Origin of the sequence: Melghirimyces profundicolus (assembly GCF_003054245.1) — a bacterium.
In the GTDB taxonomy this organism is placed as follows: Bacteria; Bacillota; Bacilli; order Thermoactinomycetales; family DSM-45169; genus Melghirimyces; species Melghirimyces profundicolus.
In genome coordinates, this window is record NZ_QBKR01000025.1 from 34,666 (window position 1) to 53,736 (window position 19,071).

24 protein-coding genes are annotated in these 19,071 nt (G+C 55.6%); all 24 read left to right on the forward strand.

What is annotated here, in order from left to right:
- The first annotated feature begins 95 nt into the window (after positions 1-95).
- The 24 genes from spoIIIAA to ahrC all read left to right on the forward strand — a co-directional run bounded on the left by spoIIIAA (position 96) and on the right by ahrC (position 18,774).
- On the forward strand, positions 96-1,058 hold the full coding sequence (gene spoIIIAA, locus C8P63_RS15335) for a stage III sporulation protein AA (RefSeq protein ID WP_425437319.1): 963 nt from the start codon (positions 96-98) through the stop codon (positions 1,056-1,058).
- Complete coding sequence (gene spoIIIAB / locus C8P63_RS15340) at positions 1,055-1,573, forward strand: stage III sporulation protein SpoIIIAB (protein ID WP_108025527.1); 519 nt, start codon at positions 1,055-1,057, stop codon at positions 1,571-1,573. Before spoIIIAA ends, spoIIIAB begins: the two co-directional genes overlap by 4 nt.
- Positions 1,574-1,592: 19 nt before the next feature.
- A complete protein-coding gene (gene spoIIIAC, locus C8P63_RS15345; protein WP_108025528.1) occupies positions 1,593-1,799 on the forward strand; it encodes a stage III sporulation protein AC in 207 nt (68 codons plus the stop codon).
- Between the two features lie 18 nt (positions 1,800-1,817).
- Positions 1,818-2,207, forward strand: a complete 390-nt coding sequence (gene spoIIIAD, locus C8P63_RS15350; protein ID WP_108025529.1) for a stage III sporulation protein AD — start codon at positions 1,818-1,820, stop codon at positions 2,205-2,207.
- Positions 2,208-2,219: 12 nt separating this feature from the next.
- Positions 2,220-3,401: a stage III sporulation protein AE gene (gene spoIIIAE, locus C8P63_RS15355; RefSeq protein ID WP_108025530.1), complete on the forward strand. Its 1,182-nt coding sequence runs from the start codon at positions 2,220-2,222 to the stop codon at positions 3,399-3,401.
- Between the two features lie 13 nt (positions 3,402-3,414).
- Positions 3,415-4,074: a stage III sporulation protein AF gene (gene spoIIIAF / locus C8P63_RS15360; protein ID WP_108025531.1), complete on the forward strand. Its 660-nt coding sequence runs from the start codon at positions 3,415-3,417 to the stop codon at positions 4,072-4,074.
- Positions 4,075-4,080: 6 nt separating this feature from the next.
- On the forward strand, positions 4,081-4,713 hold the full coding sequence (spoIIIAG, locus tag C8P63_RS15365; protein WP_108025532.1) for a stage III sporulation protein AG: 633 nt from the start codon (positions 4,081-4,083) through the stop codon (positions 4,711-4,713).
- Between the two features lie 15 nt (positions 4,714-4,728).
- Positions 4,729-5,298 carry a SpoIIIAH-like family protein gene (locus C8P63_RS15370; RefSeq protein WP_108025533.1) on the forward strand — a complete coding sequence of 190 codons (570 nt, stop codon included), beginning with the start codon at positions 4,729-4,731 and terminating at the stop codon, positions 5,296-5,298.
- Between the two features lie 296 nt (positions 5,299-5,594).
- A complete protein-coding gene (gene accB / locus C8P63_RS15375; protein WP_108025553.1) occupies positions 5,595-6,104 on the forward strand; it encodes an acetyl-CoA carboxylase biotin carboxyl carrier protein in 510 nt (169 codons plus the stop codon).
- A 21-nt stretch (positions 6,105-6,125) separates the two neighbouring features.
- On the forward strand, positions 6,126-7,475 hold the full coding sequence (accC, locus tag C8P63_RS15380; protein ID WP_108025534.1) for an acetyl-CoA carboxylase biotin carboxylase subunit: 1,350 nt from the start codon (positions 6,126-6,128) through the stop codon (positions 7,473-7,475).
- Position 7,476: 1 nt separating this feature from the next.
- A complete protein-coding gene (locus C8P63_RS15385) occupies positions 7,477-7,893 on the forward strand; it encodes an Asp23/Gls24 family envelope stress response protein (RefSeq protein ID WP_108025535.1) in 417 nt (138 codons plus the stop codon).
- 27 nt (positions 7,894-7,920) lie between these two features.
- Positions 7,921-8,481 carry an alkaline shock response membrane anchor protein AmaP gene (gene amaP / locus C8P63_RS15390; RefSeq protein WP_108025536.1) on the forward strand — a complete coding sequence of 187 codons (561 nt, stop codon included), beginning with the start codon at positions 7,921-7,923 and terminating at the stop codon, positions 8,479-8,481.
- Between the two features lie 4 nt (positions 8,482-8,485).
- The gene (locus C8P63_RS15395) at positions 8,486-8,710 is read left to right on the forward strand and encodes a DUF2273 domain-containing protein (protein WP_245920956.1); all 225 of its coding nucleotides are present in this window, start codon (positions 8,486-8,488) and stop codon (positions 8,708-8,710) included.
- A 50-nt stretch (positions 8,711-8,760) separates the two neighbouring features.
- Positions 8,761-9,207 carry a transcription antitermination factor NusB gene (nusB, locus tag C8P63_RS15400; RefSeq protein WP_170109703.1) on the forward strand — a complete coding sequence of 149 codons (447 nt, stop codon included), beginning with the start codon at positions 8,761-8,763 and terminating at the stop codon, positions 9,205-9,207.
- Between the two features lie 122 nt (positions 9,208-9,329).
- Complete coding sequence (gene folD / locus C8P63_RS15405) at positions 9,330-10,187, forward strand: bifunctional methylenetetrahydrofolate dehydrogenase/methenyltetrahydrofolate cyclohydrolase FolD (RefSeq protein ID WP_108025539.1); 858 nt, start codon at positions 9,330-9,332, stop codon at positions 10,185-10,187.
- An 8-nt stretch (positions 10,188-10,195) separates the two neighbouring features.
- The gene (gene xseA, locus C8P63_RS15410) at positions 10,196-11,572 is read left to right on the forward strand and encodes an exodeoxyribonuclease VII large subunit (protein ID WP_425437320.1); all 1,377 of its coding nucleotides are present in this window, start codon (positions 10,196-10,198) and stop codon (positions 11,570-11,572) included.
- Complete coding sequence (xseB, locus tag C8P63_RS15415; protein ID WP_108025541.1) at positions 11,559-11,822, forward strand: exodeoxyribonuclease VII small subunit; 264 nt, start codon at positions 11,559-11,561, stop codon at positions 11,820-11,822. The genes xseA and xseB overlap by 14 nt, the downstream gene beginning before the upstream one ends.
- Position 11,823: 1 nt before the next feature.
- Complete coding sequence (locus tag C8P63_RS15420) at positions 11,824-12,717, forward strand: polyprenyl synthetase family protein (protein WP_281258734.1); 894 nt, start codon at positions 11,824-11,826, stop codon at positions 12,715-12,717.
- A 796-nt stretch (positions 12,718-13,513) separates the two neighbouring features.
- Positions 13,514-14,134: a hypothetical protein gene (locus tag C8P63_RS15425; RefSeq protein WP_108025543.1), complete on the forward strand. Its 621-nt coding sequence runs from the start codon at positions 13,514-13,516 to the stop codon at positions 14,132-14,134.
- Positions 14,115-16,007, forward strand: coding sequence for a 1-deoxy-D-xylulose-5-phosphate synthase (dxs, locus tag C8P63_RS15430; protein ID WP_108025544.1), 1,893 nt, complete (start codon positions 14,115-14,117; stop codon positions 16,005-16,007). Before C8P63_RS15425 ends, dxs begins: the two co-directional genes overlap by 20 nt.
- Positions 16,008-16,021: 14 nt before the next feature.
- Positions 16,022-16,846 carry a TlyA family RNA methyltransferase gene (locus tag C8P63_RS15435; protein WP_108025545.1) on the forward strand — a complete coding sequence of 275 codons (825 nt, stop codon included), beginning with the start codon at positions 16,022-16,024 and terminating at the stop codon, positions 16,844-16,846.
- Between the two features lie 55 nt (positions 16,847-16,901).
- The gene (locus C8P63_RS15440; RefSeq protein WP_108025546.1) at positions 16,902-17,417 is read left to right on the forward strand and encodes a hypothetical protein; all 516 of its coding nucleotides are present in this window, start codon (positions 16,902-16,904) and stop codon (positions 17,415-17,417) included.
- A 29-nt stretch (positions 17,418-17,446) separates the two neighbouring features.
- Complete coding sequence (locus C8P63_RS15445) at positions 17,447-18,331, forward strand: NAD(+)/NADH kinase (RefSeq protein WP_108025547.1); 885 nt, start codon at positions 17,447-17,449, stop codon at positions 18,329-18,331.
- Positions 18,328-18,774, forward strand: a complete 447-nt coding sequence (gene ahrC / locus C8P63_RS15450) for a transcriptional regulator AhrC/ArgR (RefSeq protein WP_108025548.1) — start codon at positions 18,328-18,330, stop codon at positions 18,772-18,774. Before C8P63_RS15445 ends, ahrC begins: the two co-directional genes overlap by 4 nt.
- Positions 18,775-19,071 lie beyond the last annotated feature (297 nt).

Here is a 19,071-nt window from a genome sequence, read left to right on the forward strand (position 1 = left end):
CCGGTCGGCCGCCGCTATTTTTGAGACAGGGGAATAAAGTATGTCCCGTCGCATATGGATTAGGTAAATCCAGTGTGGACAGGAGGTCGCCTGCGATGTTGTCTCCCATATTGGACGTTCTCCCTCTGTCCATTCGCGGGGTGGTAGAATTCCTTCCGAAACGAGAGAAAAAGCAGCTGGAGGAGATTCGGATCCGACAGGGGCGGCCGCTGGAAGTGGTCCTCCCTTTCCGGTCCGGGTTTGTCACCCCGGAGGGTCGCTTGGCCGTCCGTGAAGAAGAAGCCTATCATCCTGACAGTGAAGATTGTGAAAAAATGCTGAACCTGATCAGCAACCATTCGCTGTACGCGCTGGAGGAAGAGTTGAGAAGGGGGTATGTCACCATCGAAGGCGGACACCGGATCGGATTGACCGGTCGGGTGGTGGTGGAAAGCGGAAAGGTGAAACACATCCGGGAGGTGACAGGTTTCAATGTGAGGATCGCCAGGCAGGTGAAAGGGGCAGCCCGGCATCTTCTGCCCCGGATTTTCCAACGGGGAACGCTTTTTAACCTCCTGATCGTCTCGCCTCCTCAATGTGGGAAAACCACTCTTTTAAGGGACCTGGCCCGGATCGTCAGTTCGGGGGAAGGAATGCCCGCGCGCAAAGTGGGGGTGGTGGATGAGCGGTCGGAGATCGCGGGTTGTGTCGACGGGGTACCCCAGCACGAGATGGGACCCCGGACCGATGTGTTGGATGGATGTCCCAAGGCGGAAGGGATGATGATGATGATCCGCTCCATGTCACCTGATCTCCTGGTGGTGGATGAAATCGGCCGAAAAGAAGACAGCGAAGCGGTTTTCGAAGCGGTTCACGCGGGAGTTCACCTCTTTACCACCGCCCACGGTCATTCCATGGAGGAAATTTGCAGAAGGCCGGGGTTCTCCGGACTGATCCGGGAAGGCGTCTTCTCCCGTTACGTTTTGCTTAGCCGACGTAAAGGGCCGGGGACCATCGAGGCGGTTTATGATCGACACCTTCATCCGCTGCCGACCCCCGGGGCGGTGGGGACGGGATGATCAAACTGCTGGGTGCCTGCTTCATCCTCCTGTCCACCAGTGCGATCGGGTTTCGGATCGCCCGCGCCTACGCGGATCGCCCCCGACAAATCCGCCGGATGCGGGGGGCTTTGTCCCTCTTGCAGACGGAAATCACATACGGATCCAGACGTTTGGACCGGATTTGCGAACAAATCGCGAAGAGAGAGAAAGATCCGGTCCGTTCCCTGTATACCCGTACCGCACATTACCTGAAGACGTTGGACGGCGTTTCCACCTTCGAATGCTGGAAACGGGCGGTGGAAGAAACCTGGCCCTCGACCGCGCTGAAAAATCCGGAAAAAGAAGTGTTGATCGATTTCGGCAAGACCCTCGGAATATCCGACCGGGAGGATCAGTTGTCCCATCTGGTCCGGGCCCGGACCAATCTGGAGGTGGAGGAAAGTCAGGCGCGTGAGGAACAAATGCGGTACGAAAAGATGTGTAAAAGCTTGGGGGTCCTTGCGGGAGCGTTGATCGTCATTCTGATTTACTGACTGGTGGGGGGAGAGACCGATGCCTTATAACGTCGATGCGATCTTTCAGATTGCGGGGATCGGCATCATCGTGGCCATGATTCACACCGTCCTCAAACAGATGGGAAAAGAAGAGTACGCCCACTGGGTGACGCTGATCGGGTTCATTGTGGTGCTCTTTATGGTGGTGGTACTGGTGGAAGACCTGTTCCAGACGATCAAAAACGTATTCTTATTTCATTCGTAACGGCAGGGGGCGGTCCACTTGGAAATCATCCAGGTGGTGGGTCTGGGTCTGGTTGCCACCTTTCTCATCCTGGTCATTAAGGAACAAAAGCCTGTCTTTGCTTTCCTTCTGGCCACGTTTACGGGTGTTGTGATTTTTCTCAGCCTGGTGGGGAAGATTGCGGATGTGATCGGCATCCTTACCAAGCTGGCGGAGAAAGCTCGCGTGAATTCCATATTCCTGGAGACGGTATTGAAGATTATCGGGATTGCGTACATCGCGGAATTCGGTGCCCAGGTGACGCGGGATGCGGGCCAGGGTTCCATCGCATCCAAGATTGAGCTGGCGGGTAAAATTCTCATCATGGTGATGGCCATCCCGATTATCACGATGATGATCGAGACCGTGGTCCAAATACTACCGACGTGAGGATGGTCTCCAATGGGTGTAGGGATCCGGATATTCGGATTGGCGCTTTTCATCCTGTTGACCCTTCCACTTCCCGGGACCGCCGCGGAAGGCGCCCATCTGGATGACAAAGTGGTCCGGAGCCAGTTGGACCACCTTGAGACCGAAAAGGTGGAAACATTCTGGCAGGAGCTGAAACGCGAATACGGCCGGTTCTTTCCAAAAGATCAACCGAGCGATCTCTTCGACCTGGTCCTGTCCGGAGGAGAGGAAGTCAGTTGGAAACATTTTCTCTCCGCTTTGGGAAAATACCTTTTCCATGAAGTTCTCTACAACGGGAAGCTCCTGGGAACCATCATCGTTCTGACCGTTTTCAGCATGATTCTTCGAACGCTGCAGACGGCTTTTGAACGGAATCAGGTCAGCAAGATCGCCTATGCCATCGCCTTCATGGTGATCATCATCCTGGCAGTGGACAGTTTCACCATAGCGGTGGATTCCGCCAAAGAAGCGATATCCCGCATGATCCATTTCATGTTGGCGCTGGTTCCTCTGGTCCTCACCCTGCTGGCGTCCATGGGCAACTTCGGATCCGTCGGCATGTTCCATCCGATGATCGTATTAATGATTCATGTCATCGGCACTCTGATCCATAAAGTCGTTTTCCCCGTCCTTTTCTTTTCCGCCATCCTCGGGATCATCAGCTGCCTGTCGGAAAAATACAAGGTGAATCAACTGGCGAATCTCCTTCGGAAGGTGGCTGTCGGGATTCTGGGGACACTGTTGACCGTTTTCCTCGGGATCATTTCCGTACAGGGAGCGACGGCGGCGGTGACGGACGGGGTGACGATCCGGACGGCCAAATACGTGACCGGAAATTTTGTGCCGGTGGTCGGGCGAATGTTTTCCGACGCGGCGGATACCGTGGTGGGGGCTTCCCTTCTGGTCAAAAACGCAGTGGGTTTGGCGGGGGTGATCATTCTTCTCTTGATCATCGCTTTTCCGGCCCTTAAGATTCTCTCCCTGGCTCTGGTTTACAGTTTTGCAGCTGCCGTGATGCAACCCCTCGGGGACAGCCCCATCATCGAATGTCTCAGCATTATATCCAAAACCCTCATCTACATTTTCGCCTCCCTGGCTACCGTGGGAATGATGTTTTTTCTGGCAATTACCATCATCGTGGCTTCCGGGAACATTTCGGTGATGATCCGGTAGGTGATACTCCTTGATGGAACTGTTGAGTGGTTGGTTGAAGCAGATCGTCATTCTGGTATTGGTGGCCACCTTTATCGACCTCCTGCTGCCGAACAACTCGATGGAACGCTACGTCAAGCTGGTGATGGGTCTTTTGATCATCATGGCCATCCTCTCTCCCCTCTTCCAGCTGGTCCGGCAGGATTTGAACCTTACCAACCTGGCATTCGAGCAAGCGGGGAACGAAGAAAGTCGCCTGGCGTCCCTGTCCGCCATCCGGCAGAACAGTGAAAAGCTGAAAAACCAGAGAGAGAGGATGGTGCGGGAGGAAGCGGAAAAACGGATGGCCCGAATGATCGGCAGCAAACTGGAGGCAGCGTTCGACTTGGAGGTGGTCCAAGCCCGCGTCAAGATCCAAAAGGGTCAAACCAAAGGTTCTCCGGAGATTGACGAGGTGTTTCTCACCGTCATACCGGAAGGAGAGAAGAAGGACACCCCGGCGATTCAACCGGTGGATGAAGTCGATCCCGTGACGATCGGCGGTTCCCGGAAGCAAAATGGGCAACCACGGGATAAGCCTTCCGCGGAAGAGAAAGCATGGCGGAAGAAAATCACGCGGTTTTTGCGAAACGCCCTCCAGCTCAAGGACGAGCAGATCAAAGTGGAGATCCTGGAAGGGGACCGGGGGAGGTGATCACCGTTGTTGAAACGGTTTCTTGACCGGCTGGAGAGGGCTCTCGAAGGCGGGGAGGGAGGAGGCAAAAAGGGTAACACCTTCCGTTGGCTGATCGTGATCGGTTGTTTGGGAGTGGCTCTCATGATCCTGTCCTCCTTTTTCTCCGTCCACCAGGAAGTGGTACCGCCCGAGGCGGAAAGTTCGAGGGATCAAGAAGAGAGCGCTTCGACCTGGAAAAGCGGCAACGAAAAAATCACGATGAAAGAATACGAAGAGATGTATGAATCCCAATTGTCGGAGGTATTGAACAACATCGTCGGGGTGGATGATGTCTCCGTGATGGTAAACCTGGATTCATCGGAGGAAAAGGTGCTGGAAAAAGACGTCCGGCAATCCGAACAGTTTACCGACGAAAAGGACAAAAGCGGAGGGACCCGCAAGATCCGACAAGATAATACCGATGAAAAGGTGGTGTTGCAGCAGAACGGTGACGGACAACAGCCCATCGTAGTCAAAAAGTTGAAGCCCAAGGTGAGAGGCGTGCTGGTGGTGGCCAAGGGCGCGGAGAACCTGAAGGTGAAAGCGGCTATGATTGAAGCGATCCAACGGTTGATGGATGTACCGATACACCGGATTTCCGTCATGCCGAAAGGTTAAGGAGGGGGAAACGAAATGAATATGAACAAACAGACCGTATGGCTGGTGACGATGTTAACCCTGATGGTGGTTCTTTCCGCTTACTACATCGTGACCGGCCCCGTCGAACCGGCTGATCAGGTCACCATGGAGGACCAGCAATCGGAACCGGACGGAATTAAAGTGGACACGGACGAAAAGAAAGATGGGGAGAAGAAACAGGAGAAAGACAAGAAAGCATCCGCCGAATCCGACAGTGACTATTTTGTCGGTTATCAGCTTGAACGAAGCTCCCTTCGCTCCAAGATGACCGAAGAATATATGAAGGTACTGACGGATCCCGATGCATCTAAAAAAGAGTTGAAGGAAGCCCAAGCCAAAATCGATGAACTGATGAAAGTGGACAAAACCGAATCCGTCATGGAAGACCTGATCCGGGAAGAAGGCTTCCGGGATGCGGTGGTGATCACCGGTGAGGATCATTTCGTGGACGTCATTGTGCAGAGTAAAAAGCTGAACAACAAACAGGTCGTAAAATTGATCAGTATAGTGAAAAAGCAGATGGATGTGCCCAGCCACAAAATTTCCATCGCTTACCGAAGCTGAATCACGGATTGAATCCCTCCTTCGGAGGGCTTTTTTGTGTTTAAGAATCCTTCGGGGAAAAACGTCAGATTGATTCCGGCGTCTGTACAACGTACAATGGACATAGATTGCGAACGGTTGAACAGAATTCTTGTCAGGCCCCCATGCCTGCGGTTGAGTTGTCCCGTTCTTTTGTTTACAATCAAACGGTGCACCGATGTGCAGGAGCCCGGGATCCTTGAAACTGATTATTACCAAACACCTGCTATGAAACAGCCATCTGATGGAGGTCCAGGGAGGAGTGGATGAAATTGCCGATGAAAATGCACGAAATCAGGGAATTGATTCGGCTCGTGGATGAATCCGAGATTGAGGAGTTTGAGTTGGAAAACGACGGAACCAAGGTGTTGATTAAAAAAGCACTTTCCAAAACCGGAGTGGATGCTGCCGTGGCCCCTGCCCCCCAGGCGCAGCCGGCCGAGCCCCAGGCGGAGCAGCCAACCGAGGTGACCCCCGCACCTTCGGCGCCGGTCGAGGAAGCCCCGCGTCCGGCCCCTCAGAGAGACACAGAGGCAGCGGATACCGATCTCCACAAAATTGTTTCCCCCATGGTCGGGACCTTTTATCGTGCCCCTTCCCCCGAGGCTGACCCGTACGTCAAAGAGGGGGACAAGGTGGATGAAAAAACCGTGGTCTGCATTGTGGAAGCGATGAAGTTGATGAACGAGATCGAGGCGGAAGTGCGGGGCGAAATTGTCCAGGTGCTCGTGGAAAACGGGCAGTTGGTTGAATACGGTCAGCCGCTGTTTCTGGTTAAAACCGACTAAACAGCGGGAGGAGAGAGAAAGATGTTTAACAAAGTACTCGTTGCCAACCGAGGCGAAATCGCCGTCCGGGTCATCCGGGCCTGTCGGGAGCTGGGCATTGATTCTGTGGCGGTTTATTCCGAGGCGGATCGGGAAGCCCTGCACGTCAAACTTGCCGATGAAGCCTACTGCATCGGTCCGGCTCCGTCCAAAGAGAGCTATCTCAACATGACCAATCTCATGAGCGTGGCCACCCTCGTGGAAGCCGACGCCATTCACCCCGGATACGGCTTTCTGGCAGAGAACCCGGATTTTGCCGAACTTTGTTCCGCCTGCAACATCACCTTTATCGGGCCGGCTCCCCAAGCCATCGTTAAGATGGGGGACAAAACCACGGCACGGGATACGATGAAGAAGGCTGGTGTTCCCGTCGTTCCGGGGACCGAAGGGGTCATCGAAGATGAGGATGCCGCGGCGGAGAGGGCCCGGGAAATCGGTTATCCCGTCATCGTCAAAGCGACGGCGGGCGGCGGTGGAAAAGGAATGCGCGTGGTACATACGGAAGAAGAGCTGAAGCGGGCGATCCGGATGGCGCGGCAGGAGGCGGAAACCAATTTTGGCAACCCGGGGGTTTATCTCGAAAAGTTTTTAATCGAACCCCGTCATATTGAAATCCAGGTGTTGGCTGACGCTCATGGGAACACGATCCATCTGGGGGAACGGGACTGTTCCATTCAAAGGAGATATCAGAAACTGATTGAAGAAGCTCCGTCCCCCGCCCTCGATCCCGAGTTGCGTGAAAAAATGGGAATGGCCGCAGTGGCGGCCGCCAAAGCGGTGAATTATACCGGAGCGGGTACAGTGGAGTTCCTGTTGGACAAGGAAGGAAACTTTTACTTCATGGAAATGAACACGCGGATCCAAGTGGAACATCCGGTGACCGAATTGGTAACCGGAGTGGACTTGGTGAAAGAGCAGATCCGTGTGGCGGCGGGAAAACCCCTTTCGATCACCCAGGAAGATGTGAAGATCAACGGCTGGTCCATCGAATGCCGGATCAATGCCGAAGACCCGGACAAAAAGTTTATGCCCACCCCCGGGACCATCGAGTTTTACCTGCCTCCGGGAGGGACAGGCGTTCGTGTCGACAGCGGGGCTTATCCAGGGTACCGCATTCCGCCCTATTATGATTCCATGATCGCCAAGCTCATCGTATGGGGACAGGACCGGGACGAGGCGCTCCACCGCATGATGCGGGCCCTTGCGGAATTTGCGGTGGACGGCGTCAGCACGACCATTCCTTTCCATATGAAGCTGTTGAACCACCGCAAATTCGTGGAAGGGGATTTCCACATTCAATTTCTGGAATCGACGGATTTGGAGGAGAGTTAAAATGGAAATGGATCAGGTATACAGTGAAGCCGGGAGCAGTCGTCTGGGGAAAGTGGAGATCGCTCCTGAGGTGATTCAGATCATCGCCGGACTCGCCGCCATCCAGGTGGAAGGAGTTGCCGGGACGAGCGGGGGAGTTGTTTCGGACATCACCCAATTCTTGGGGCGAAAAAAACCGAAGCAAGGAATTAAAGTGGAGTTGGAGGAAGAAGTCAAGATCTTTGTTTCGCTGATTCTCCATTATGGTTACCCCATTCCCGACGTGGGGCGGGAAGTGCAGGAACAGGTGAAGACGGCCGTCGAAACCATGACCGGTCTTTCCGTGTCCGCTGTGACGGTGCGCGTGGTGGAAGTGAGGCTGAAGGGTGAAGAGCGGGCCGCCGGTGAACAGGAAGCGGCATCACAGCGGTTGAAATAACAGAATATCCTGGAGGAGGTACAGGGATTGGGTGTACTGAATCGGCTCCTCTTATTGGGTTATGGTTTACTGTTCCTGATGGTGGCAACCTTGGGGCTGAGTTTCGCTTTCAAATTCGGGTTGGACAGGGAAGGCTTGGAAGGATGGGTGAACAAGCTCTACCGGAATCCGGGCGCCCGTTGGACTGTTGCTGCCGTGAGCGCGATGATCCTTGCTTTCAGCCTTCGTCTCCTGTGGGTCACCGTACACAAAGATAAGGAAGACCCCGGAGTCGACCGCCTCACCGAAATCGGTCACATCCGGATTTCGTGCAAGACGCTGGAAAGCCTGGCGATCAAAGCCGCCCACAGGGTGAAGGGAATCCGTGACTTATCTGCCCGGGTCCGCCAGGATGCCGCCCGGTCTTCCGTCGGCATCGGTTTAAAATTAACCGTCGAGGGAGACACTCCTATTCAGGTCCTTTCGGAGCAATTGCAGCAGTCGGTCAAAACCCACGTGGAAGAGATCGCAGGTGTGGACGTCAGCCAAATCTCCGTTTACATCGTGGATACGGTTCAGCCGGACCGGTCCCGGATCCGCGTAGAGTAGGGTGGTGGAGCAGTTGGAACGTTTGTGGGAAACACACCGTGGAAGGATTGTGGGAATCGGCGCCGGATTGCTGTTCGGTATTATCTATCTCATTGTCGGACTGTGGAAAACGTTTATTTTTACCCTCTTCGTTCTGGCCGGGTTCATGGCCGGACACCGGGCCGACAGCCGGGACGATTTGAGGCACGTTTTGGAGAGTATCATCCCGGACAAATGGTTCAGAAAATAATCATGGGTCCCGGCCGTCGGCTGGGTGTTTTTTTTGAAAGGAGAGATTGGATGTCCAGACGTCTGGTGAGAGAAAAAGCTTTGCAAACCCTGTACCAAAACGAATTGAATCCCGCCGGCGGAGATCGGTCCGTTGAGGCCGCCGCCCGTTCCCTGCAGAAAGAAACCGGTGAAGAAGAGGTTTCATTTTTTCTCCGCCTGACCCGCGGGGTGCTGAAGGAAATGCCGGTACTGGATCCGGTTATTCAGCGGTTTTTGAAGAAAGAATGGCCCTTGTCGAGACTTTCCTATATCGACCGCTCGATTTTGAGGTTGGCCGTCTATGAGCTTCTGTTCGAGGACGGGATCCCGGAAGGGGCAACCCTGAACGAGGCGGTGGAGTTGGCAAAAACGTTCAGCTCCGAAGATTCCGCCCGCTTCATCAACGGGGTCCTGGGAAGCATGGTGAAGAATATGGAAGAAGTCCGCAAACTGGCCCGGACGGATTTCTCCGGATAAGAGATAAAAACGAACGATAAAATAAAAAATCGTTTTAAAGTTCGTGTTTCCTTTACACAGGGGGCGACGGCGGGGTAAACTGGGGAAGAATTCTTACTGTGAAACCAGAGAGGAGTATAATCGTGGAGCAGGGCCAACTCATTGACGGAAAAGCAATCGCCGAACAGGTCAAGCGGGAACTGAAAGAAGAGGTGGAGGAATGGACCGGGAAGTCGGGAAAACGCCCCGGCCTGGCCGTGATTCTGGTGGGGAATGATCCGGCTTCGGAGTCGTATGTGCGGGGGAAAGTGCGGGATTGTGAACAGGTGGGGATCCACTCCGAATTGATCCGGAAACCGGAAACCATCGGAGAAGAGGAACTGCTCTCCGAAATCCGCAGGTTGAACGAGGATGAAGGAACACAGGGGATTCTGGTTCAGCTGCCGCTTCCGGATCACCTGAACCCCGAGCGGGTCATTTCGGAAATCCGGCCGGAGAAGGATGTGGACGGGTTTCATCCCCTCAATGCGGGCCGACTGGTAACCGGATTGGATTCCCTTCTTCCCTGCACTCCCCACGGCATTCTCGAAATGTTGAAACGCTCGCGGATCTCCGTCTCCGGTAAACATGCCGTCGTCGTAGGCCGGAGCAATATCGTGGGGAAACCGGTATCGCTTTTGCTTCAGCGGGAAAACGCCACCGTGACGATGTGTCATTCCCGGACCGCGGATCTGGCCTTCCACACCCGACAGGCCGATATTTTGGTGGCGGCGGTCGGCCGGTTGCACACCATCACCCGGGACCATGTCAAACCCGGCGTCGTGGTCATTGATGTGGGGATGAACCGGACACCGGAAGGCAAATTGGCCGGGGATGTCGATTTTGAGTCGGTCCGTCCGGTGGCTTCCCACATTACCCCTGTCCCGGGCGGGGTCGGCCCGATGACGCGGGCCATGTTGTTGTACAATACCATTCAGGCGGCAAAAAATCGCAGCTCCTGAGAGAGGGGGTGCTTCGCTTGGAACACAGAGATCAGGATGTGCTCACGATCACGGCCCTTGTTCGGCGCCTGACCGGCGTGATCGAGAACGCGCCGGATTTGTCGCGGGTTTGGGTTCAGGGGGAAATCTCCAATTTCAAGCGCCATATGCGGGGTCATATGTACTTCACCTTGAAGGACGACCGGACCAAGGTCCGGGCCGTGATGTTCGCCAGTCACAACCGTCGGCTCCGGTTTCTCCCCAAGGACGGGGACGATGTGCTCGTCCGGGGCCGGATGGCCGTCTATGAGCGGGACGGACAAGTTCAACTTTACGTCACCCACATGCAACCCAACGGGATCGGGGAACGGTATGTTGCATTTCAGCAGTTGAAGGAAAAGTTGGAGGCGGAAGGACTGTTCTCCCCGGACCGGAAAAAACCCCTTCCGTTTCTTCCGCGCCGTGTGGGGGTGATCACATCCCCCGTCGGCGCCGCGGTTCGGGACATCATCACCACCATCCAACGCCGCTCCCCGGTGGTGGATATCCTGGTCCATCCCGTGGCGGTGCAGGGAAGCGAGGCCCCAGGGGAACTGGTTGAAGCACTGGACCGGATGAACCGGGAAGGCGAGGTGGATGTGATCATCATCGGACGGGGCGGCGGTTCCCTGGAGGAGTTATGGGCTTTCAACGAAGAGACAGTGGCCCGCGCCATCCATCGTTCCCGGATTCCGGTCGTGTCGGCCGTCGGTCATGAGACCGATACGACCATTTCCGATTTTGTCGCCGATGTGCGGGCACCCACTCCCACCGCGGCGGCCGAGCTGGTCGCTCCCGGCCTGCAGGAGTTGATCTCCCGTTTGAAAGGGGTGAGAGAGCGCCTCTTCCAAGCGGTCCGTTTAAAACTTCGCTCGGAAAGGGACAGATGGGAACGGGCCAATGGCCGGCCGGTACTCAAAAAACCCGGGGCCCGGGTGGAAGTCGAGGCGCAGAAACTGGATCTGCTGACCCAGGATCTGATCGGGGCCGGCCGGGAACGGTTCACCCCCTGCCGTTCCCGTTTGGAAAGCCGCATTTACCGGTTACAAGGACACCGTCCCTCCGCCCGGATCCGGCGACTCCGGGAACGGCTGGCTGAGCTCACCCGGCAGGCCGGATCCGGAATGGAACGGCGGTTCCGGGACGAACGGACGCTGTTACTGAAACGTCTGGAACACCTGGATGCCCTCAGTCCTTTGAAAGTGATGCAGAGGGGATATTCCCTTGTGTACCGTTTTGACGGAGAAAAACTGGTGAAATCCGCAAACGACGTGCAGCCGGGGGATCTGATCCGGATCCGGTTGTCCGACGGAAGATTGAAATGTCAAGTGTGGGGAACGGAGGGAGACTCCCATGTCAGGGAATAACGAAGAACGGCGGTCATTGGAAGAGCTTTCCTTCGAAGAGGCGATCGAACGCCTGGAAGAAGTGGTGGATCAATTGGAAAACGGGAATGTGACGCTGGAAGAATCCATCCGGCTCTTCGAGGAAGGGATGAAGCTTTCCCGCTACTGCGGGTCCAAGCTGGATAAACTGGAGCAACAGGTGGAGATGCTGGTTCAGGAAAACGGGGATTGGATGAAAAAACCGTTCCAACCCGGAGAGGATGGGAAATAAGGTGCGGGAGATCGAACAATATCTGAAAGAAAAAGCGGTGATCGTCGAGGAAAGACTGAGGTCCTATGTGAACAACCCGGAAATTCCGGACCGGTTAAGGGAATCCATGGCCTATTCCCTTTTGGCAGGAGGAAAACGTCTCCGTCCCATTCTGGTTCTGGCGGTCGCCGAAGCCTTGGGAGGGTCGGAAGAGAAGGCCCTCCCCTTTGCATGTGCCGTTGAAATGATACATACATATTCTTTAATCCACGATGACCTGCCATCCATGGACAACGATGATTTTCGCCGGGGGATTCCCACCAATCACAAAGTTTACGGGGAAGCGATGGCGATCCTGGCAGGGGATGCTCTCCTGACCAAAGCCTTCGGGGTACTGGCCGAGGGGGCGCTGAACGCAGATCTTTCCCGTGAAACCGCCCTCGGGTTGATCCGGGAGTGTGCCGTCCGAGCCGGCGCCGAGGGAATGGTCGGGGGCCAGGTGAAAGACCTGCAAGGGGAAGGACGGTCCGTGACCCTGGAAGAATTGCAGGAGATCCACCGGTCCAAAACGGGGGATCTGATCACGCTGTCGGTCCGGCTCGGATCCTTGGTCTCCGGTGCATCAGAAGACAAGCTCCAGGCGCTGACCGGATATGCCGAACGATTGGGTCTCGCTTTTCAGATTCAGGACGATGTCCTTGATGTAGTGGGCGACCGGGAAAAGCTGGGGAAGCCCATCGGCAGCGACGAACAAAAAGAAAAATCCACTTATCCCGCTCTGATGGGCCTGGAAGATTCCAAAAAATGGGTACGGAAACTGGTGGACGAGGCCAAAAGTCTGGTGTTGTCCCTTGAAGGGGTCCGTCCCAATCGTTTGTTGGCGATTGCCGATTATTTGACGTACCGGGAGTCTTGAATGTTCCCCTCGATTGTCGGTTTTTACGGGATTGTGATATAATACTTTCAATGTGGAGTGGTGCAGTATTCTAGTCAGTCCACCCTCTCTGAAGGCGGGGCTAAAAATCCGCTAAAGGGCACATCGATGAAGTTCTTGGTGTCGGCTTCCGACGCCCAGTCGGGGGTTGATGCTGAGAGTTAAGGAGGACGGGCGATCCACAAAGGCATGTGGGCGATGACCCGACCTCCGCGGAGGCCCAAGTGCGTGGCCCGGCGTCATCGAGCGCAGGCGACGGCTTGGGGTATGAACCTGCATATAGGCTAGGGGGACCTGATGCAGCGTAGCCTGCCTTGAGTGGTGTTGCGGGGATGTGGGACTCCGTTTTTCGGACGTTCCGCTGAAAGCAACACTGCAAAAGAGGCTAGGAGAGGCGCCAGGACTGTTGAGGAAATCTCCTAGACTGTTTGCCGTCAGGGCAAGGCGGGCCGGGGATTGCAGTGCGGACTGAGTGGTAATCCAGTCCGGCGGACGGCGACGCCGCCGAAAAAGGTTATAAAGGGAAACCGCCGCATTGGCGACGATGCGGATACCTTTTTGGGAAAACCTACTGGACCTAAGCCGCAATATTTACCCGGTTCGTTATCACTCCAAGGTCTTTTTCATTTCAAAATAAACGATCTGATCTTGAATCGATCAGTTCGGCCGTTGGCAGACCGGCGGTGAAGGACCGCCTGTCAAGCCGGAACGGGATGCCGGCCCGCCGCAAGCGGCCGGCATTCCGTTCTTTATGGCCAATGGAGGAGCAGCGTACAGGATGCGTGAAATCGTTCGACAATCTCTTCGCTGGGCTGCCTTGATCAGTGTGGTTACGGCCATGTTGTCCGTGTTCTTCAGTATGGTCTCCGCTGCTTTTTTACGGGGGTTGCCGTGGCAGGGCGGAATGCTGGTGGTGTTGTTGATCGTGTTGGTCGGCGTCTTTTTCGACATGTTGGGGATCGCTGCCACCGCCGCGCGGGAGCCGCCCTTCCACGCCATGGCCGCTCATAAAGTTCCCGGCGCCAGGCATGCCATCGGCATCATCCGGAGAGCAGACCAGTTTGCCAACTTCTGCAATGATGTGATCGGGGACATCAGCGGGATTGTCAGCGGAGCGGCGGGTTTTGCAGTCGTGGCAGCCCTGGTGTTCACGATGGACATCCCCGAAAGCCGTTGGTTTTTGGAACCTCTGATGGTGGGGATCATCTCTGCCCTCACTGTGGGCGGAAAAGCCCTGGGTAAAACACTTTCCATTCGATATTCAAATGAAATCGTCTTTAGACTGGGCAAAGTCTTTTATATACTGGAGAAGAGGTTTTATATTCGGTTGTTTGAAGTGAAAACTAGGAAAAAACGAAAGCGAAAGCGAGGCGTTCTTCGTGCACCTCGAACAGATTAAGTCGCCGGAACAATTGAAAAAGATTCCCGTACAAGAACTTCCCCGACTGGCGGAAGAGATCCGGCAATTCCTGATTGAAAGCCTGTCCGTGACAGGGGGGCATTTGGGCTCCAACCTGGGTGTCGTGGAATTAACCCTTGCTTTGCATTACCTCTTTGATAGCCCCCGTGACCGGTTCATCTGGGATGTGGGTCATCAAGCCTATGTCCATAAGATTCTGACGGGCCGGAGAGGTCAGTTTGAAACACTCCGGCAGTATAAAGGACTGTGCGGGTTCCCGAAAATGAGGGAGAGCGAACACGATGTATGGGAGACGGGGCACAGCAGCACCTCCCTGTCGGCAGCCATGGGAATGGCGGCTGCCCGGGACCTGAAAGGGGAAAACCATCGGGTGATTCCCATCATCGGAGACGGGGCGCTGACCGGGGGCATGGCCTTGGAAGCCCTCAATCACATCGGGAACGAGCAAAAGAAGATCATGGTGATTCTCAACGACAACGAAATGTCCATTTCCCCCAACGTGGGTGCCATTCACAACTATTTGGGCAAACTCCGTACCCATCGCCATTATCATAAGATTAAGGACGAAGTGGAGTTTTTCCTGAAGAAGATCCCCACGGTGGGAGGCGCTTTCGCTTCCGCGGCGGAACGGATCAAGGACAGCCTCAAATACCTGGTTGTTTCCGGCGTGCTGTTCGAAAAGCTGGGGTTCACCTACCTCGGTCCGGTCAACGGGCACAACCTGGTAGAATTGATGGAATGCCTGCGCCAGGCGGACAAGGCCGAAGGACCGGTCCTCGTTCACGTGATCACCCAAAAAGGAAAAGGCTACCTGCCGGCCGAGGAACACGCCGAAAACCTGCACGGTGTGACAAAGGGGTACAAGCTCGAATCCAGCAAAGGGGTGAAAAAGCCGAATACCCCCGTGAAGTATCCCAAAGTGTTCGGTGACACCCTGATTCAGCTGGCGGAAGAGGACCCGCGTGTGGTGGGAATCACGCCGGCGATGCTCAGCGGTTCGGGAATGAACGAGTTTGCCGCCCGCTTCCCTGACCGTTGTTTCGACGTGGGGATCGCCGAACAACATGCGGCCACTTTCTCGGCGGGACTGGCGACCCAAGGAATGAAACCGGTTTTGGCGATTTATTCCACGTTTTTGCAACGGGGTTACGACCAATTGATTCACGACATCGCCCGTCAAAACCTGAACGTTCTGTTGGCAGTGGACCGTGCGGGCTTTGTGGGAGCGGACGGGGAAACCCACCAGGGTGTTTACGATATCGCCTATATGCGATGCGTTCCCAATATGGTGATTATGATGCCCAAGGACGAAAACGAGTTCCGGCATATGCTCTACACGGGCTACCGCTACGACAAAGGACCGATCGCCGTCCGCTTCCCCCGGGGAACCGGCCTCGGGGTGGAAATGGATGAGGAGTTGAAAGAACTGCCGATCGGGAAATCTGAGGTGTTGCGGGAAGGGCGGGACGTGGCCCTCCTGGCGTTCGGAACCATGGTTCCCCTTGCTCTTCAAGCGGCTGATCAGCTGGCGCGGGAAGGCGTGAAGGCCAAAGTGGTGAACGCCCGGTTCGCCAAACCCCTCGATTCCGAACTGCTGGACCGTTTGTGTGAAGAGGAGACCCCGATTCTCACCATCGAAGAAGGTTCGGCCATCGGCGGGTTCGGAAGCGCCGTCCTGGAATATTATGCCGAACAAGAGGTGTACGGCATGCAGGTGAAGACCCTGGGGGTCCCGGATTACTTTGTGGAGCACGGGAGTGTCAACGATCAGCGGCAGGAAGTCGGATTGACGGTGGACAACATCACCGGGATCGCGCGTAAAATGGCCCCCCGTCAACGACGGCGGGCCTGAGGGATGGGTGTGAATTGGCCAAGGAACGATTGGATGTTCTGTTGACGCAAAGAGGTCATTTCACCAGCCGCCAGCAGGCTCAACGTGCGATCATGGCGGGGTTGGTGAAAATCAACGGCGAGCGTGCGGACAAGCCGGGAACCCGGGTGCCGGCCGATGCCGACGTGGAAGTCACCGGGCGGGAACACCCTTACGTGAGTCGGGGCGGCCTGAAGCTGGAAAGAGCCCTCGAAGTGTTTGATCTGCATCTGGAAAACCGCGTGGTTCTGGATATCGGAGCGTCGACGGGCGGGTTTACCGATTGTGCCCTTCAAAACGGTGCCGCAAAAGTATACGCCGTCGACGTGGGTTATGGCCAGCTTGATTGGAAACTCCGGCAAGACGAACGGGTGGTGGTGATGGAACGGACCAATTTCCGGTACATGCAACCCGGGGACCTTCCCGGCGAGAGACCCGACTTCGCAACGGTGGATGTCTCCTTCATTTCGCTCTCGCTGATCCTTCCCCCCTTAAAGCAGTTGTTGAAGGAACCTGCGGAGGTGGTCGCCCTGGTCAAACCCCAGTTTGAAGCGGGCAGGAAACAGGTCGGCCGCAAGGGAGTGGTTCGGGACCCCCGCATTCACCGGGAAGTCCTGACCCGTTTTTGCAGGACCGCGGAAGAAGAAGGCTTTACCATCGAAGGGCTGGCCCCGTCGCCGATCACCGGAAGCGAAGGAAACATTGAGTTCCTGAGCTGGCTGGGCTGGAATCCATCCCACCCTTCCGGAACAAAGGAAGCTTCAGCCGAGCTGATTTCGGAAACGGTGGAGTGGGCCCAGAGGGAACGGACCGATCCCTGACAGGATTTCCGGGGGCGGGATACGAATTACAGTAGAAAAGGGGGGAGGGATCCCGTTGTTGCGTGAAGGGGATGCGGTCGTCCTTTTTCTGCTGTTGATCCTGGTCCTGTTTTTCCTGATTCGCAGGTGGAAAAAAACGGATATCCATCCGGTGGTGCTCGAATCCAACCGACCGGTCCAGGGTGAGATTCCCGAAATGCTGAAGGCGGAAGGGTATGAAGTGGTAGCTGCAAAACAACGGCTTCCCCTCTGGATCCGGGTGGGGGAAAAGCAGTATGAAAGCCGGTTGTACGCCGATTTCATCGTCAGAAAAGGTGGAAAGACGTATGTGGTGATTCTGGCGAAGGCGAAGAAAGCGTTACGGCTTTCCGGCGCAGCGGTCCGGGACCGATTTTTGGCACACGTTCTCGCTTTTCAGGCTGCCGGTGTCTTATATGTCGACCCCCTTCAGGGAACCTTGAAAACAATCACTTTTGATGTAACGGGAGTGCGGATTCGGAGACGCGGAGGTTTGACCACACATCTCATCATGCTGACCGTGGGAGCACTGATCGCGATCCTGGCACGTTAACCCTGCAGGCGGATGGGGGTGGAATCGATTTGAAAAGGTTCGGGATACTGGTTAACAAAGGAAAGCCCAAAGCGAGGGTCGTGCTGAAGGAGTTGGTCCACCTTCTTGAGGAGCGGCGGGCGAAAGTTTTCCTTGAACCGGACATCGCGGAAGGAATGGTCCGCAAAGATTTGGCGCTGCCGGTGGATCAATTTCCCGGCACGGTGGATATCGTGTTCGTCCTGGGTGGAGATGGGACGCTTCTGGGTGTGGCCCGCCGGTTTGCCGCTTACGGGATTCCCATACTGGGGTTCAATCTGGGGCATCTCGGTTTCCTGTCCGAGGCGGAACCGGACAATCTGGCCACGGCAGTCGACCGGATTCTGACCGGGGATTATTACATAGAGAAACGGATGATGTTGGACGCGGAAGTGGTCCGGGAGGGGGAGGTGCTTGAAAAAAATGTGGCTCTCAACGATGTGGGGATCGCCAAAGGTTCCTTCAGTCGAATGATTACGGGAACCGTTTATATGGACGGCATTTACCTGGGGACTTATTCCGGTGACGGATTGATCGTCTCCACCCCCACCGGATCCACGGCTTATTCGTTGTCCTGCGGCGGTCCGATCGTGTGGCCCGGGGTTCAAAGCATCCTGCTTACGCCGATCTGCCCCCACACCCTCACCGCACGTCCCATGGTGTTGCCCTCGGATGGCATCTTGGAAATCCGGGTCAGCGCCACCCACCGGGACATCGGACTCACCATCGACGGGCAGTTGGGGTATCGGTTGAAGGTGGATGATATCATCCGGGTGGCCGCATCGAAAAACATCACCTCACTGATTAAATGGAAAGAACGGGATTTCTTTGAAGTGGTTCGTAAGAAGCTTCAGGGGGAACAGGATGAAGGAAGCGGGCTGGAGGGCAGAAAATGAAAGCGCAACGACATATCAAGATACGTGAAATTATTACGAACCGCGACATTGAGACCCAGGAGGACCTGGTCGACGAACTGAAAAACGCGGGTTATAACGTGACCCAGGCCACCGTCTCCCGGGATATCAAGGAACTTCATCTGGTCAAGGTTCCGACCAACAACGGCCGCTACAAATATTCTCTGCCGGCGGACAACCGGTTCAACCCCCATCAGAAACTGAAGCGGATATTGACGGAAGCATTTGTTGGAATTGAACAGAGCGAAAACCTGATCGTCATGAAGACGATGCCGGGCAATGCCCATGCCATCGCCGTTCTGATCGACAACATGGACTGGCCGGACGTGATCGGCACCATTGCGGGGGACGACACCATTCTTCTGATCTGCCGGGACCGGGAACGGGCCCCTCAGGTTAAAAACCGTTTTATCGAAATGCTCTAGAAGCCGTTGTGATGGATTGTCAGGCTCAGAAGAAGATAAGTGTTTGCACGAAACAGCGACTTTGCTGTCCTGCCCGGCGGAGAATCAGCCTGCAAGGGCGTTCAGGGGCAAAAGCTTCTCTGTGTGCACCCGCAGGGGGTTGCTCCTGCCCGCAGCAGGATGATTGGGAGCGGATCGGGCATCTCTCCCTGCAGGACAGCACAGCGAGACCGGGGAGTGAAGCGACCCCCGGCGAGACTTGTGCTCTGTGAGTGCATAGCGAGACCGGGGAGTGAAGCGACCCCCGGCGAGACTTGT